The 15,298-nt window shown below is 62.8% G+C and carries 15 protein-coding genes and 1 pseudogene; 12 read left to right on the top strand and 4 right to left on the bottom strand.

Features of this window, described 5'->3' with window-relative positions; genetic code table 11:
* Both D2K64_RS21535 and D2K64_RS25705 read right to left on the bottom strand, forming a co-directional pair.
* Positions 1–937, bottom strand: a 937-nt coding sequence (locus D2K64_RS21535; RefSeq protein WP_120010428.1) for a FliM/FliN family flagellar motor switch protein, incomplete at its 3' end; no start/stop codon positions are given.
* A gap of 3 nt (positions 938–940) precedes the next feature.
* A complete protein-coding gene (locus tag D2K64_RS25705; protein ID WP_238384358.1) occupies positions 941–1,216 on the bottom strand; it encodes a flagellar basal body-associated FliL family protein in 276 nt (91 codons plus the stop codon).
* 481 nt (positions 1,217–1,697) lie between these two features.
* Between D2K64_RS25705 and fliF the strand changes: the two genes are divergently transcribed.
* The 12 genes from fliF (at position 1,698) to D2K64_RS21475 (ending at position 13,907) form a co-directional block, all read left to right on the top strand.
* The gene (gene fliF / locus D2K64_RS21525) at positions 1,698–3,296 is read left to right on the top strand and encodes a flagellar basal-body MS-ring/collar protein FliF (RefSeq protein WP_120010426.1); all 1,599 of its coding nucleotides are present in this window, start codon (positions 1,698–1,700) and stop codon (positions 3,294–3,296) included.
* Entirely contained in the window at positions 3,293–3,967 is a 675-nt protein-coding gene (locus tag D2K64_RS21520) for a FliH/SctL family protein (RefSeq protein WP_120010425.1), read from the top strand. The genes fliF and D2K64_RS21520 overlap by 4 nt, the downstream gene beginning before the upstream one ends.
* Entirely contained in the window at positions 3,964–4,245 is a 282-nt protein-coding gene (locus D2K64_RS21515) for a FliM/FliN family flagellar motor switch protein (protein ID WP_120010424.1), read from the top strand. The genes D2K64_RS21520 and D2K64_RS21515 overlap by 4 nt, the downstream gene beginning before the upstream one ends.
* A 26-nt stretch (positions 4,246–4,271) precedes the next feature.
* The gene (gene fliP / locus D2K64_RS21510; RefSeq protein ID WP_120010423.1) at positions 4,272–5,096 is read left to right on the top strand and encodes a flagellar type III secretion system pore protein FliP; all 825 of its coding nucleotides are present in this window, start codon (positions 4,272–4,274) and stop codon (positions 5,094–5,096) included.
* Positions 5,097–5,391: 295 nt separating this feature from the next.
* Positions 5,392–6,423, top strand: coding sequence for a flagellar motor switch protein FliG (locus D2K64_RS21505; protein WP_120010422.1), 1,032 nt, complete (start codon positions 5,392–5,394; stop codon positions 6,421–6,423).
* 336 nt (positions 6,424–6,759) lie between these two features.
* On the top strand, positions 6,760–7,137 hold the full coding sequence (locus D2K64_RS24690) for a hypothetical protein (protein WP_157986012.1): 378 nt from the start codon (positions 6,760–6,762) through the stop codon (positions 7,135–7,137).
* 60 nt (positions 7,138–7,197) lie between these two features.
* Complete coding sequence (locus tag D2K64_RS21500) at positions 7,198–8,127, top strand: flagellar motor protein MotB (protein ID WP_120010421.1); 930 nt, start codon at positions 7,198–7,200, stop codon at positions 8,125–8,127.
* A gap of 121 nt (positions 8,128–8,248) precedes the next feature.
* The gene (locus D2K64_RS21495) at positions 8,249–9,685 is read left to right on the top strand and encodes a flagellar hook protein FlgE (RefSeq protein ID WP_120010420.1); all 1,437 of its coding nucleotides are present in this window, start codon (positions 8,249–8,251) and stop codon (positions 9,683–9,685) included.
* A gap of 92 nt (positions 9,686–9,777) precedes the next feature.
* Entirely contained in the window at positions 9,778–11,262 is a 1,485-nt protein-coding gene (flgK, locus tag D2K64_RS21490) for a flagellar hook-associated protein FlgK (protein WP_120010419.1), read from the top strand.
* A 13-nt stretch (positions 11,263–11,275) separates the two neighbouring features.
* Entirely contained in the window at positions 11,276–12,358 is a 1,083-nt protein-coding gene (locus D2K64_RS21485; protein ID WP_120010418.1) for a flagellin N-terminal helical domain-containing protein, read from the top strand.
* A gap of 29 nt (positions 12,359–12,387) precedes the next feature.
* The gene (locus D2K64_RS21480; protein WP_238384356.1) at positions 12,388–12,768 is read left to right on the top strand and encodes a polysaccharide deacetylase; all 381 of its coding nucleotides are present in this window, start codon (positions 12,388–12,390) and stop codon (positions 12,766–12,768) included.
* 14 nt (positions 12,769–12,782) lie between these two features.
* The gene (locus tag D2K64_RS21475; RefSeq protein WP_120010417.1) at positions 12,783–13,907 is read left to right on the top strand and encodes a flagellar basal body P-ring protein FlgI; all 1,125 of its coding nucleotides are present in this window, start codon (positions 12,783–12,785) and stop codon (positions 13,905–13,907) included.
* A gap of 22 nt (positions 13,908–13,929) precedes the next feature.
* On the opposite strand, the gene D2K64_RS21470 is transcribed toward D2K64_RS21475, so the two are convergent.
* The gene (locus tag D2K64_RS21470) at positions 13,930–14,268 is read right to left on the bottom strand and encodes a hypothetical protein (RefSeq protein WP_120010416.1); all 339 of its coding nucleotides are present in this window, start codon (positions 14,266–14,268) and stop codon (positions 13,930–13,932) included.
* A 531-nt stretch (positions 14,269–14,799) separates the two neighbouring features.
* Positions 14,800–15,228, bottom strand: a pseudogene (locus D2K64_RS21465) (IS5 family transposase); the annotation flags it as partial.
* Positions 15,229–15,298 lie beyond the last annotated feature (70 nt).

Raw genomic sequence — 15,298 nt, 5'->3', positions numbered from 1 at the left:
GCCCCTGGCAGAAAACTTCAATTGGATCTTCCTGCCGGCGGTCCAGCACAAGCACTGAGCCGGGCTTCCAGCTGGCGATCTCGGAAAAGGGCAAAATACGGCTTTCAATTACGGCGGTGAGCTCAACGCCGGCACGCGGCAGCTCCTCGGCAAGGTGCGAGCGCCAGATGGTGTCACCGCCCTGCTTCTTACCGAGGACCTCCTGACTTAGGAGATCGCGTACCGGTTCAATCGAGGCATAAGGCAGCAGGAAATCGATGTAGCCTCCACGTCCTTCCATGGCGAATTCGGCGCGGAAGGTCAAAGCCGCAGCGCTGGGCTTAGTGATCAGCGCGTAGCTCGGCGTGATCTCGAAGCGCTCCAGGGTGAAGGTAGCGGGCGAAACAGCCTCGAAAGCCTTGCTCAGGTCCTGGGTAACAATGGAGACGAACTTCTCCACGAAGGTACGTTCAATCGCCGTATAAGGGCGACCCTCGATGGGCTGCAGCGCATTGCGCCGTCCGCCCAAAAGAATATCAACAATGGAGCCAATCAATCGAGAATCAAGCGCGGCCAAACAATAGCCGTCCCACTCCTCGATACGGATAATGCCAATGAGAGCGGGCAGTGTGATGGTATCGAGAAAGGCACCCACCCGAACGGGGCGCGTGCGGTCGATCACCACGTCCGCGTTGTCTGCCGTGAATTTTCGCGAAGAGCTGGTCATGAGGCGGGCCAAGCGGTCCACCACAATGTCCAGCATCGGCAGTTTTTCATAGCGAACCGCACCGCCGACGAGCGCCTCTAGCCCGAAGCGGGGTGCTTCCGGCTCTGGCGCGACGTCGCCGCCAAACAAATCGTCAATGTCGCCCTGCCCCATGGCCACACCCGCAGCGCCCCAATCGGCAAGCGGGTCAATGGGTTCACTAGCGGCGGGGCTCTCATCTGTTGCGCTCATTGTTCAGGCTACCACGAAGCCGGTAATCAACACGTCGCGCACCCGACCCGCGCCCAGCACCATCTCCAGTCGCCTGTGCAGGTCGCCACGCAGCCGTTCCATCGCCAAGGCACCATCCATTTCACCGTCACGCAGCGTACGTAGATAAAGAACCAAGCTGTCATAGACGCGAGGGCTCATCAGGTCGGGCTGCGCCGCAGCCGGATCCCCCTGAACTTCGACAGCCAATTTCAGCCGCAGCTGCCGAGGACGGCCGGCATTCGGCAGCGTCACGGTCATCTCTGGGTACTCGATAAAAGAAGGCAGGGGTGCCGCAGCGGCCGATGTAGCCTCGGCCGACATGCCTTCCACTGGCCCCAAGCCAGCTAGGCGACGTGCGCCATCAGCAGCGCCTGGAACTAGAAACCAGATGCTGGCGCCGGCAGCTCCCAGCAGCACAGGGACCAGGGCCAGGAGCGGCAGCAGGCGACGCCGACCCCTCTTTCTGTCATTTTTCGCAGAAGCATCCGTAGTGGTGGAGGACATGAGCCAAGGATCTCCGGCATTTGCGATTTTTCGCGCGACAAGTGGAGTGCGGGAAGATATAAACCAGACTGTCTTCGTATTGCTATGCCAAAAACAACGAGAGCGATGAGTCTCGTAAGGCGGCGCCGCGAAGAAGAACAGGGGCCAGGACACCGCCAACCCCTTCCTTGTGCCCTTCTAGGGCAAATGCGGGGAAGTTGGCGGGTCTAGGCCAGCATGGGGCGATAGAAGGGCGATGCAGCAAGTTCGGACCCTGGGACCCGGTATAGACCTGGGCGGCCTGGGTAACACGGTTAAGCGGCTCGGGCCTGCGAAAATCGGCGCTATCGCCGCTGTGGGCCTGGCCGCTCTGGTTGGAGTCGGAATAGTGGCGCGTTCCGCCAATGCACCGGCCGGCCTGCTGTATGCCGGACTTGAGGCAGCCGATGCTGGTCGTATTGCGGCACGGCTCGAGGAACTGAAGATCCCGGTGAATGCTCGCGGCGACGGCAGCATTTTAGTGCCCGCCGAGCAGGTGGCGCGGCTACGTATGCAATTGGCAGCCGAAGGTCTGCCGCAGCAGGGCGGCGCTGGCTATGAACTGCTCGACCAAGCCAGTCCAATGCAGATGACCTCCTTTATGCAGCGGGTGCAGCGGCTGCGGGCGTTAGAGGGCGAATTGGCGCGGACCATCATTACCATGCGTGGGATTCGCGCCGCCCGCGTCCATATTGTTCTGCCCGAGCGCGAAAGTTTTTCGCGCGATGCTCCTCCGCCCACCGCCTCGATCACTGTGACAACGCATGGTAACCAGCGTCTAGGAGCGGCCCAGGCTTCAGCGATCCGGTTGCTCGTAGCGGGTGCAGTACCCCGACTGCAGCAGGAAGACGTGTCAGTGGTCGATCCGACCGGCGTAGTACTGGCTGCCGATGGTGCTGCCGGTGCCGCCGCAGGCCGTATTGGCGAAATGCGGGTGGCGCAGGAGCAGGCCTTGCAGAAGGCGGTGCTTGATCTGCTGGAGCCGATTGTTGGCCGCGGCAAGGTGCGTGCCGTGGCTTCGGTGGAGATCGAAGGGGCACGCATTGTTGCACGCGCTGAAACCTTTGACCCACTCGGTCAGGTGGAACGCGGCCGGCAGGTGCAGGGCGAGCAGGAAACCAGTGAAGATGGCCGCGGCCAAGCGCCGGTAACCGTTGGGCAGAACCTGCCGAACCAGCAGGTCAACAACAACAGCAGCCGCAGCGCATCGTCCAGCCAGCGCAACAACGAAACCATCAACTACGAGATTTCCTCAAAAGTCGAGGAAACCACTCGGGAGCCAGGCGCGGTAAAGCGCGTCAGCGTTGCCGTAGTGGTGGACGGTCTTACCGATGCCGCTGGTGTCGCACAGACCCGTCCAAAAGACGAGCTGGACCGCCTTGCTATGCTGGTGCGTTCGGCGGTTGGCTTTAGCCAAGCACGCGGCGACATCGTGACCGTTGATACACTGCGCTTCCTTCCGGAGGAGGGCCCAGGCACACTGGCGTCAGTGGATGGTGCCGGCACATCGCTTGGCACCACCGAGTTCGCGCTCCTGGGTGGCGGTGCGCTGCTGCTGGGTGGCAGCGGCCTGTTCATGATGCGGCGCCGACGGTCGCGCCGTGCGGCAGAGCAAGCAGCAGCTGAGGCCGCAGCAGCGGCAGCCGCCGCCGCTGCTGCCCAGGCGGAAGCCATGGACGACGCGATTGCCACGGTTGGTCAGGACATCCAGATCCGCCTGTCGTCGCTCAACGCGCTGCACGAAATCATCGACAGCCGGCCGGAAGAGGCGCTGGCAGTGGTGCGGACCTGGATTGAGGAGGGCGCGCAGGCATGATGCGCCGCCCTTACCAACCACCCTCGTTGCTGACGCTGATTTCCAGTGAAGATGGCAGTACCGCGACCCGGCTGCTGGCGGAAGAGCGGATCCGCAACACTGCCTTGGCGACCGGGCGTCAGCAAGGCTTTGAGGAAGGCCAGCGCCAGGGGCGTGAGGAAGGTATCGCTGTTGCCCGCGTCGAAGCTGAGCGCAATCTTCAGGCAGAACTCGCCCAGCGCGCTCAGCAAGGCGCAGCTGCAGCCTCCTCGGCACTAGAGGCACTGCTGGCACAACGTCAAGCGGACCGAGCGGCACTCGATGTCGATCTGCGACTTACGCTTCGCGCTGCGCTGAACACGCTGTTTCCCCTTCTAATGGCGCGCGCTATGGGAGGAGAGGTCGCGGCGTTGCTGACCACAGCTCTGACTGAACGCCAGTCCGACGTGCTAACCTTGCGAGCGCACCCTGATACACTGGCTGCAGCACAGACCGATGGCTTTGCCAGAGACGTCGCGCCTGGACAGCTGCGCTTGTTGCCCGATCCTACCATGCTGCCTGGCCAAGCCGAGGCGGCCTGGGCAGATGGTGGCCTTGTTTACGACCCCGCCGCGTTGAAGGCGCAGGTGTTGGCCATTCTTGGCGAGCCTGCCCCGCCGGCATCCCTGATCTCCGAGGAGACCCGCTCATGAGCGACAGCATCCAGCCTGAGAACCCGTTCCTCACCGAGCGTAAGCCGCGCATCATGGACATCCCGGTGAATGTGCAGGTGGTGCTGGGTAACAAGCGCCTGCCGATGGCAGCATTGTTCAATCTCAGCCGTGGTTCAGTGATTGAGTTCGATAAAAAGGTTGGCGAGCCGGTCGATTTGATGGCCAATGAGCGGCTGATCGCGCGCGGCGAAATTCAAATCACTGATGACGGACGGCTGTCGATCTCGATTACCGAAATCGTTTCCTCCGCCGGCTGATTTTCCTCTGATTGATGGCGCGCAGAATGCCGCTTTTGATAAAAACTCTCTCTAGGATCGGCGGTGCCTTTCCTGTGCTCCTGGCACTTTATTTGCTGTTGTTGGCTTCGCCAACACTAGCGCAGAGTGTGTCACTCAGCCTTGGACCGAACGGTGCACAGGCGGCTGCGAGCGGCGGGCAAAGCCTGACTACCAACGTGGTTGGGTTGATTGTTATTACCACCCTCTTGGCGATTGCGCCGGGCATCCTGGTGGTAGCGACCTCCTTTACGCGCATCGTCGTGGTGCTTTCGATGTTGCGCACTGCACTGGGCCTGCAGCAATCGCCACCTAACACGGTGATTGTCAGCTTATCGCTGTTTCTCTCCGCCTTTGTGATGGCACCTGTGTTGGAGCGTGTTTGGGCCGATGCCGGGCGTCCGCTCATGGATGGCTCTATTACCGAGGAGATGGCGGCAGAGCGCGCCATTCAACCATTTCGCGGCTTTATGGAAGCCAACGTACGCGAGCGTGACTTGGCGCTGTTCATTGACATCGCCAAATGGCAGCCGCCGAAGCTGGAGAATGGTGCCGCCGTGCCGACAGGACGCGAGCAGCGTGCTGCAGTGCCGATCCATATTCTTGCAGCGTCCTTCATCATCTCCGAGCTGAACAAGGCGTTCCAGATCGGCTTTCTGTTGTTTCTGCCCTTCCTGGCCATTGATCTTGCAGTCAGCGCGGTGCTGATGGGTATGGGTATGATGATGATGCCGCCTTCGGTGATCAGTCTGCCCTTCAAGCTCATCTTCTTCGTGCTGGTGGATGGCTGGTCTTTGGTCGCCGGCTCCTTGGTGCGCGGTTTCACGACATGAGCTCGTCATCCGCGATTCCGATATCGCGCCGTACGCGCCGCCGCCGAGCATTGATGGCCGCCTGGCGGTGGACGTCTTATCAGGAGGGCCCCGCCGCTGACGCCGAAGCCCTAGAGGAGCGGCTGCGCGTATTGGCAGCCGCTCATGGCGTGACGCTGCCTGCTGAGGCTGATCTGCCAGCGATCCTTGCCCGGTTGCCCTTCGGCGGGGGGCTACCCCCAGAATGGCTGCCAGTGCTTGCCACCCTTCTGCTACCCCTCTGCCGCCCTGATGCTGATCCGCGGAGTCCCAATCGATGAAAGCGCCTGAACCCCGCCGTGCTCTCCGTCCCGTTGAAGCCAAGGGCGATCCGCTGGCTGATGTCGCTGTGCTGTTCATGGCGCTCGATGAGAACCGCATTCATGGTTTGTTTGAGCGACTAGAAGAGAGCGAGATCCGCCGCGTCAGCCGCGCCATGGCCAATCTTGGTAAGGTTGATATTGATCATGTGGAGCGTGTTATCACACGCTTCCGTAATGATGTTGGACGGACCGGTGCAGTGGTTGGTACCGCCGAAACCACTGAGCGGCTGCTGCGTCGTCTGCTGCCCAATGACAAGGTCAGCGAGATCATGGATGAGATCCGTGGTCCTGAGGGCAAGACCATGTGGGAGAAGCTGGCTAATATCTCCCCAGAGGTGCTGGCAACCTATCTGCGCACTGAGCTGGCGCAAACCGCGGCGGTGATCCTGGCCAAACTGCCAGCTCAACATGCTGCGCGAGTGCTTGCGCTACTGCCCAGCACTTCGGTGGACGAGATCATGCTACGCATGGTGCGCATGGACAGCATCCAGAAGGGTGTGCTGCAGGACATTGAGCAGACACTGCAGAAGGAGTTCATCACCAATCTCAGTCGCTCCTACGAGCGTGACAGCTCGCAGATTGTGGCGGAGATCCTGAACCGTGCCGACAAGGGCTTGGTCGAGCACCTGATAAAGCAGATCGAGACGCGTGAGCCGCACGCGGCTTCCCGCATCAAGCGTATCATGTTCACCTTTGACGATCTGATTCGCGTCGACCGCTCGACCTTCGCGACGCTGGTCGCCGAATGCCCGGCCGACAAACTGCAGGTAGCGTTGACCGCTGCCTCGCCAGAGCTTCGTAGCCTGTTCCTGGGCAGCATGTCTGAGCGTGCTGCAGCGTTGATGCGTGATGAAATCGAGAACATGCCCGCGCAGCGTCGTAAAGCCGTCGAGGACGCGCAGGCCGATATTATCACGATTGCCAAGCGTCTAGCGGATGAAGGCCGCATCTTCATCCTTGATGAGGATGAGGCGGGAGCCGAGTAAGGTAGCCACATGCCGCCGGAGCCGTCCTTTCCGCCGTTGCGTCCGGTCTCTGCGCCCAGGGCGGAGGCCGAGGCTGGCTACGCTGCTGCGGCGCGGGCACTCAGTGCCGTGCCGCCTGTGGCTGGCACTGAGGCGCCGCTAGCACCCTCTGCAGAGCCAAGCCTTACTGCGGAGGCATTTCGCCGAGCTGGCGCGGACACACTCTTGCCCGGCGATATAGCTGGTCTGGCGCTTCCCCTGGCCTTAGCAGCGCTAAGGCCTAATGTGCTAGGCTGGCTGGGGCAAGCGCCTCTGACTTCGCTTTCTCACCAGATAAACCTAACGGAGAGCGCCCTTGTGGCGCTGCTTGATACGCCCCCTCTTCCGCCAGCTAGCCTGGGTGAGCCGGCGCGCTGGATTGGCCGACAACTCCCTTTGATTATGGCACATGAGTTGCTCTGGCTGGACTTATTCTGGCGCCGCGACACCGCTGCCAATAGGCATCAGTGCGAAAACTATGCACTGGCGGCACGGTTGACCCTGCCGCGCTTTGGCCGGATTGAGATTCGAGCTCGCCTGGAGGGCGCTCGGATCGATGTGGTGATGGAAACAGCCCAACGTCTTCCGCGGGCCATGTCAGCCGATCTATCAGATGCCTTTGCCTCGCTGCTGCCGCGGTTGCGGTTGCAGGGGAGTTTGACCCTGCGACACAACCAGCAGGCACACGAGACTTGAAATGCGAAAAACAATCGATGTAAAAGACGTCATCGCCCGCAGCAAAGGCCGCCCCGCCGCATGAGCGCCGACGAGCACAACCGCCGACCGATTATCATCAAGCGGCACCATGGCGACCATGACGACGAACATGGCGGGCAGTGGAAGATCGCTTATGCCGATTTCGTCACGGCGATGATGGCGTTTTTCTTGGTGATGTGGCTGCTCTCCTCCACCACCGAAGCCCAGCGCGATGGCGTTGCACAGTTCTTCACGGCATCCAGCATTCTCGATCTGCCTTCTGGCAACGGCACACTCGATGGTGGCCGCTCTGTACTGACGGCCAGTGATCCCAGTAGCCAAGTGTCGATCACCACCGCAGAAGAAGGTGGGCCGCGCCCCGAGCAGGATGGCGCCGAGACAGCTGCTGATGGTGAGGCAGTACAAGCTGCCCGAGTGAATCAGTCCGCCCTGCGTGATCCTATTGAGCGTCAGCGTTTTGATGCGTTGAAGGCAGAGCTGGAGCGGCTGATGACCACCGAGACCTTTCGTGAGTACGCGCAGAATCTACAGCTTGAAATGACGCCGGAAGGGCTTCGGCTGCAGATTTTTGATCGAGATGGTGCGGCGATGTTCCAGCCTGGTGGCGCTGAGCCGACCCCGCGGCTGAACCGAATCCTTGAGGTTATTGGCGGTGTTCTGGCGACCATTCCGAATGCTGTGGTGCTTGCCGGTCATACCGATGCACAGGCGCTGGGCCGGAATGGTTATAGCAACTGGGAATTGTCGTCAGACCGGGCCAACGCGGCCCGCCGGACCCTGGAGCGCTTTGGTGTGCCATCGCCACGCATGTTCCGGGTTGAAGGCAAAGCCTCAGTAGAGCCGATCCTGACGACCGAGCCGAATGACCCACGTAACCGTCGCATCGCCGTGACCGTGATGCGCTCGGATGTGCTGGCCGCAGCCAAAGCCGCCGCGGCCCGGGCGAATACACCAGAAGGGCGCCCATGATCGACACGCCGCCAGCCGACAACCCGGCAGAAGCCTGGCACAGCAAAACTGCTTTCCGTCTATCGTCTCTGGCCGGCCTCTGCCGGCTACCTCTCACGCCCCGCTGATTGAGGGATTTGCCATGACGGCCATTAATGCGCTCCGTACCAGCACGTCCGGCCTGAATGCCCAGGCCAATAAACTAGCTGGCATTTCCAACAACATCGCGAATAGCTCGACCGTTGGCTACAAGCGCGTCGATACGCAGTTCGAAAGCCTCGTGTTGGAAGGCAGCAGCAGCGGCTCAACCGCGTTGGCTGGCACCGCGGCGCACAATCGCGTCGAGATCAGCAAGGTCGGCCAGGTGCAGAGCACCGGCATCGACACCGACATCGCGGTGAACGGCAACGGATTTCTCGTGGTGAACGAGGGTGCCGGCAGCGACGGCAAGTACCTGGCGACCCGCGCCGGCTCCTTCCGCCCCGATGCCAACGGCAATCTGGTGAACTCGGCCGGCTACTACCTGCAGGGTGTGAAGCTCGGCGCCGACGGCCTGCCGGTCGGCAGCATGGGCGACAACAACCTGGAAAGCCTGACCACGGTCAACATCAGCGACACCTCCGTCGCGTCCTCGCCCACCACCGAGATGACTTTCTGGGCCAACCTGCCCTCGACCCAGACGGCGCCGTCACTGACCAAGCCGGAAGCCAATGCCTACGTGACCAGTGTCGATTATTACGACGCGCTGGGTGCCAGCCAGACCCTGACCTATCGCTTCCAGCCGGTGGTGCTGGACGACACCACCACGCCCAGCTCCAACAAGTGGACGATGGAGATCTTCGACAGCGCCACGGGTACCGGCACGGCAACCGATGGCAGCCGCCTGGTGGGCCAGGTCGCCATGGAGTTCTGGGACCAGACGGCCGGCGCCAACAAGGCCGGCACCATCAAGGCGCTCTACGCGCTGAACGACACCGGCACGCCGGCCAAGATGGGCGACCCGGCCTCCACCCTGGCGGGTGTTCCCACCGGCTTCGGCATGGGCGCCGACGACACCACGCCACTGGGCACCTACAACACGATCGACGGCACGCTCACGGTCAACGTTGCTGGCAGCGTGAAGCTGCCGATCAAGATCGGCCGGCTCGACAGCATCTCCGGCATGACCCAGCTTGCCGGCAACTACACGCCGGTGAAGGTGGAAAAGGACGGGTCCGCCTTCGGCCTGCTGGAACGCGTCTCGGTGGAGAATGACGGCAAGGTGATCGCCACCTTCTCCAACGGCCAATCGCGCGCCATCTACCAGGTGAAGCTCGCCATCTTTCCGAATGCGGACGGGCTGAACCCGGTGCGCGGCGACGCCTACGAGATGTCGCGCAATGCGGGCGCGGTGCGCCTGCTGACGGCGGGCGAAGGCAATGCCGGCACCACCTCGGGTGGCGCGTTGGAATCTTCCAACGTTGATATTGGCACCGAACTCACCAACCTGATCGAGACGCAACGGGCCTACAGCTCGAATGCCTCGGTGGTGCGCACCGCCGACCAGATGCTGGAAGAAGCCACCAACCTGAAGCGCTGATCCGACCGGGCGCGGTGACGCCGCGCCCGGCCTCTTGCCGCCTTCAGTGAGCAGCGCGGCAAAACGCCGCGCCGCCGCCCGGGAGCCCGATGATGAGCCTGCAAGCCGCCCTGTCCACCGCCCTTTCTTCGCTGGCTGCCGAGCAGCGCCAATCGGCGCTCATCGCCAACAACATCGCCAATGCCAACACCGAAGGCTATGTGCGGCGCGACCTGCCGCGCAGCGAGAGCCTGGTGGGCGGCACGGGCGCGGGCGTCAGCACCGGCACGGTGAAGCGGGCGACCGATGCGGCGCTGGCCGCCGCCTCGCGCACCGCCAGTGCCAATGAGGCCTATGCCGGCACGCTGCAGGGCCTGCTCGAAGCCTACACCGCCAAAATTGGCCAGGGCTCTGATGAGCGGTCGATCTCGCACCGCCTCGGCGCCTTCCAGACGGCGATGACCACGCTATCGGCCGAGCCTTCCAATGCGGTGGCGCAATCCCAGGCCCTGTCTTCGGCGCAGGATCTGGTGGCTTCCCTGCACGACATGACGGCGGCCGTGTCCACCGCGCGCAGCGATGCCGACCTGTCCGTCGCGCGCGACGTGGACGCGGTCAACAGCGCGCTCGACAGCCTAGCCGAGATCGACCGGCAGATGGCCTATGCTAGCGCCCGTGGCGCTTCCACCGCCGAGTTCGAGGACAAGCGTGACACGCTGATCGCCAAGATCGGCGCGGTGGTGCCGCTGCGCGTCTTCGACAACGGCCCGGGCCAGCTCATCCTGATGAGCGACGGCGGCAACACGCTGTATGATAGCACCACCGTCCATCACCTGAGCTTCACCCACACGCCGGGCATTCCGGCGGAATCTGGCAGCACCGGCCTGTCGCAGGTGACGGTGGACGGCCAGGCGCTGCGGAGCTCCGAGAGCGGTTCTATCGCCGCTGCCTTGACGCTGCGCGACAAAACGCTGCCCGGCTTCAACGACATGCTCGACCAAGTGGCCACGCAGCTGGCCAACGCCTTCCAGTCGGCCGATGGCACCCTGACGGGCGGAGTGGCCGGGCTGTTCGTCGACCCGCTGAAGAAGAACGCCGCCGACGCGCTGGTCTGGGACCAGGTGAAGGGCGGTGATGCGGGTTATCCGGTATCGGGCATGGCCAGCCGCATCGCCATCAACCCCGACGCCGATCCCGAGGCGGGCGGTGATCTGTGGCGCATGCGCACCGGCCTCGACCCGGCGGTGACCGACAGCGGCAACGCGTCCGACAACAGCTGGATCCTGTCGGCGCTGAACGCCATGGATGCGGCGCGCGACTACGCCACCGACACCGGCCTGCCGTCCAAGATGAGCCTGAGCCAGGCAGCGTCTCAGAGCGCCGGGCTGATGCAGAGCGAGCGGGCCGTCTGGACGGACCGCGCCACCAGCCGCTCCGCCCTTGCCTTGCAGGCGAAGGAGGAGCTGACCAATAAGACCGCCGTCAACATCGACGAGGAACTGCAGCGCCTAATGCTGGTGCAGCAAACCTATTCGGCCTCGGTGCAGATCATCCAGGCCGCCGCCAAGATGCTCGAAGAGCTGTCGCAGATCCGCTGAAGGAACGCCCCGCATGTATGACCGCGTCGCCTCGATGGGCGTGTCCATCGGCCGTCAGTCACAGCTGAACCGCATGCAGTCGGACCTCGCCCGGCTGACTGGCGAGCTGTCCTCGGGCCGCAAGAGCGACCCCGCGCGCGAGCTCGGCGTCGGCGCCTCACTGCTCTACAAGCTTCGCGCCGACATCCAGCAGGGCGACGCAATCGCCAATGCCGGCACGCTGGCCGGGCAGCGCCTGACCGCGATGCAGGACGCGCTGAGCTCGGTGGGCGAGCTGATGGACCAGATGTCGTCGGAAAGCCTGCAGGCCGAGGTGCTGAAGGACGACAGCTTCAAGACCATCGCCAGCAACGCGCGCGAGGTGCTGGGCAGTATGATGGACCTGCTGAACACCAGCTGGAACGGGCAGAGCCTGTTTGCCGGCCTCGACAGCGCCACCAAGCCGCTCTCCGGCGCCGAGGCGTTGACCGGCGAGACCGGCTGGGTGCAGGCCGCGATGGCGGATCTGCTGGCGAGCTCCGGTGCCGATCCGGTGGAGGTTGGCCAGAGCGCCGACGGCGCTGCCGACGGCACGCTGCTCGGAACTTTCAACGCCATGTTCAACAACACCGTGGTCGGCCTCGACGATTCCTTCTACGGCGTGGTCTACCAGGCGGCGAGCCGCACCGGCGGCGAGGCTACGCAGGTGCGTATCGGTGCGGGCGAAACGCTGCAATACGACATGCGCGCTGACAACCCTGCCTTTCGCGACGCCTTTCACGCACTGAGCCTGCTGTCGCTGCTCGACCAGCCGGATACGGCGCTGTCGAAGGAGGCGAAATCCGACGTGCTGCGCGAGGCAGGCACATTGATGCGCGGCGCGCGCAGCCAGCTCACCACCGCGGCCGGCATCCTGGGCGCTAAGCAAGAGCGGCTGGAGCGCGTGGGTGAGATCCAGGACCGTACCGTCACCGCGGCGGCCGCACAGATCAACGATCTCGAAGGCGTCGATTACTACACCATTTCGGACAAGATCAGCACGCTGCAGATTCAGCTGCAGGCCACCTACTCGATCACCGCCCAGATCTCGAAGCTGAGCCTGGTGAACTACCTTTGATCTCCAACGCGTCACACCGGAGAAACCGCATGTCCGTCACCACCTCCCCCTTCCTGCCCGAAGCCGACGCCGGGGCATTCTCCTCAGATGCGCCGGCCTTCATCCCCCTGGCCCTCGACGAAGCCGACATGGCCGCCTATGCCAGCATGGGCGCCGCGCTGGGCTGCGGCACCGAGACCTGCGCCGAGGCCTTCATGCTTGCCACGCCGGCGGCGCGCGAGCTGGCCGTGCAGCTCTGGCGCGGTGCCGTGTTCGCCGCCAAGGCCGGCGGTGCCGAGCTTACCGCCCGGATGCAGGCGCAGTGGCAGGCCGAGCAGGCGCTGGAAGCGATGCGCGCTCTGATCGGCCTGGCGCCGCAGCGGATGCCGCACGCCGCGCTGGCCGCCGCCGGCTTGCGCTACAGCGCCTGAGCGAGGACCGGGCCATGCTGCGTTCCTGGCTGCGTGCCGCGCTCGGCCTTGGCTGCTGCCTGCTGGCCCTTGGCGCCGCGGCGCCGGCGGCCGAGGCGCAGGTGCGGCTCAAGGACATCACCGCGATCGAAGGCGTGCGTGGCAACCAGTTGATCGGCTACGGGCTGGTGATCGGCCTGCAGGGCACCGGCGATCAGCTGCGCAACACCCCCTTCACCCAGCAGAGCCTCGCCGCCATGCTGGAGCGGATGGGCATCAACGTCGCCGATGCGCGGGTGCAGACGCGCAACACTGCAGCCGTGATTGTGACTGCAACACTGCCGCCTTTCGCGCGACAGGGTACGCCCATTGATGTGCAGGTATCGTCCTTGGGCGATTCCAAGAGCCTTAATGGGGGCACACTGATTGTCACGCCCTTGATGGGCGCTGATGGTGAGGTTTACGCCGTAGCACAGGGTCCTGTGGTAGTCGGCGGCTTCAAGGCAGAGGGACAGGCTCAGAGCATTTCTAGCGGCGTTACCACACAAGGTAAGGTGCCAGGCGGTGCTTTGGTCGAGCGGGAGGTCCCTGTAGCTTTGAATGCGCAGAGTTCCATTCGGCTCACCCTGCGCTCCCCTGACTTCACCACCGCAGTCCGTATTGAGGAGGCTCTGAACGCCCGCTTCGGTGGGGGTAGTGCTTCAGCGTTGGATCTTGGCACAGTGGAGATGCGCATTCCGCCCGGCTTCCGTGACCGGCTACCGAATCTGGTGGCGCAGATGGAAGCATTGACTGTGCGGCCAGAAACGCCAGCGAGAGTAGTGGTGGATGAGCGTACTGGCACTATTATTGTAGGCGCTCAGGTCCGCATCGATCCAGTAGCTATCACCCACGGGAACTTGGTGATCCGCGTAACAGAAAGTCCAATCGTGAGTCAGCCTGCCCCTTTCTCCAACGGCGAGACGACGGTGGTACCTCGAACGCAGGTTGAGGTGGACGATCAACGTGGCCGTCGTTTGGCAGCCCTGCCACGAGCCACGACGCTCAAGGACGTGGTGGATGGGCTGAATGCAATGGGCTTAGCGCCGCGCGACTTGATCTCAGTGTTAGCCGCACTGAAGGCCAGCGGTGCCTTACACGCTGAGTTGCAGTTTATTTAACGATGTCGCTTCTGGCGGGTGGTCAGCAATGACCGCCCGGTTTTTTCCAACCTGGATGAGCCAATTCCCCTAAATGCTCGTCCAGCCCTGCCGCTCGCAAGGCAGTGATGCTGGCCCAGCCTCCAGGCCGGTCGATGGTAACCGGTAGAAGCATAAGCTCACTCAGCGCTTCATCTTCTGGCCAGCCGCCTTCCCATAATTCCACATGAAACCGCGCCAGCGCTTCAGATGGAAAGGTTGCTACTGCATCATATCCTGCAGCGTTCAGCTTGGACCAGTACGATAAACTTGGGGTGCGGCCCACATAAAGACCTAAGCCGGTGTGCAGGACTACATATCCCCTGCCATAGAATTCGGCCATGCCCCTGCCTTCCTTTCGAAGCTGCTGCGTCTTGCGCATCATGCATCCGCAGGAAGATTCCGAAAATGTAGACAGTGTCTCAAAATACGAAAGATCTGCCTATGGCTGGCTGTTGAATCCATTTCGGCTCCAGCCGTCGCTGAAGAATCCGTCCGATGGCACAGCCAGAGCTTCCTGAAGCCTGAGCTCTGCTGAAGGCACCCCTTCCAATTTGGCTGATGTTTCCTTGCGGTGCTGTTGCGCAGGCAGCATGCCAATGGGGTCGAAAGCCCGGACGTCAAAACTGTTAATATCTAAGTTAGCCGATGAAAGAAGCGGCAGACCACGTTTTAAGATGGGCTCTGCATGCGGTTCCGTTGCTAGAAGGAAGAGGCATCCCCCTATTAACCATCCTGCGCGCATTCGCCTGTTTCTCCTCTTAGCTTGACCACCGCTATAGCGAGGAAAATTGCCAAAGGAGTTCCTTGTTTCAGGGCTCACGCTACTTTGCGGACCTACAAATCCTAGGTGGTCTCTAGGTTCTGTGGACACTTATCTCAGCCACAGGATCGTTGCGGCCAGTGTTACGACGGCGAGGTAATTCTTCGCGGTCTTCTCGAAACGCGTGGCGACGCGCCTGAATTGCTTGAGCTTGCTGAAGCAGCACTCGATCAGGTGGCGCTGGGCGTAGAGGTGTTTGTCGAGCGGGTATTTGCGGGCGCGGGACGGGTTGTTCGGGATGACGGCCACGGCGCCCTTGGCGGCGATCACCTGGCGTAAGGGGTCTGCGTCGTAGGCGGCGTCGGCCATGACAACCTGGGCGGGCAGGCCTTCGATCAGGGCGTAGGCCTGCGGGCAATCGCCGCGCTGGCCGCCGGTCAGGGCAAAGCGTACCGGCACGCCCAGGCCGCGTACGGCCAGATGGATCTTGGTGCTCAGGCCGCCACGGGAACGGCCAAGGGCCTGATCTTCAGACCCCCTTTATGGAATGGCCCGCCCCTCTTTCGTAGCCTGTCTGTGGCCACTGGAAAGGGAAACGGAACATGGACGT

Source organism: Teichococcus vastitatis, from assembly GCF_003604215.1.
Taxonomy (GTDB): Bacteria; Pseudomonadota; Alphaproteobacteria; order Acetobacterales; family Acetobacteraceae; genus Pseudoroseomonas; species Pseudoroseomonas vastitatis.
This window is presented reverse-complemented; position numbering and strand designations above follow the sequence as displayed.